Below are 544 nucleotides of genomic sequence, written 5' to 3'. Positions count from 1 at the left end.
CCGACGACGCCCGGGTATTTCCACTGCACGTAGTAGCCCGCGCGCAGGAAGAGCACCAGCTGACCGGCCGAGCCGGAGTTCGTGCCGTTGTACGAAGTCGCGCTGTCCCGAAGGGCGTTGGCGACGGTCACCATCTGGGCTTCGCGGAAGGTGGCCTGGGCCTCGGTCCCGGTGAGGTTGAACAGCGAGTTCACGCAGTCCAGGCTCGCGGCCTTGACCTGCTGGACCAGCGCGCTGCCGGTGCTGTTGCCGAACGCGCAGGCGGCTTGAGTGGCCGCCGGGGCGGACCGCAGTTGCTTGGACTGCGGTGCGGCGGCGGGCAGTTGGGCGGCCGCCTTGGGCGCGTCGGCGGCCTCGGTCGCGGTGCCCGGGGTCGGGCGGCCGTCCTTCGGCACCTCGGCGGACTTGGGCACCGGAATGGCCCGGGTCGAGGGCTGGCCGGTGGGGGCGGCCGGGGCGGTGCTCGCGGCGCGGCTCTGCGGGGCGAAGAAGCCGAGCGTGAGGATGAACGCGAACGCGAGGGTGAGCAGACGGCCCAACTGGG

At 72.8% G+C, this 544-nt stretch carries 1 protein-coding gene; it reads right to left on the bottom strand.

Annotation, left to right across the window (positions count from 1 at the left end):
* Positions 1 to 544, bottom strand: a 544-nt coding sequence (locus tag ABD323_RS44845) for a M9 family metallopeptidase N-terminal domain-containing protein (RefSeq protein WP_425556372.1), incomplete at both ends; no start/stop codon positions are given.

The organism is Kitasatospora nipponensis (genome assembly GCF_039528135.1).
In the GTDB taxonomy this organism is placed as follows: Bacteria; Actinomycetota; Actinomycetes; order Streptomycetales; family Streptomycetaceae; genus Kitasatospora; species Kitasatospora nipponensis.
The sequence above is the reverse complement of the archived record's forward strand: the minus strand, read 5'-3'. Positions and strand labels throughout refer to the sequence as shown.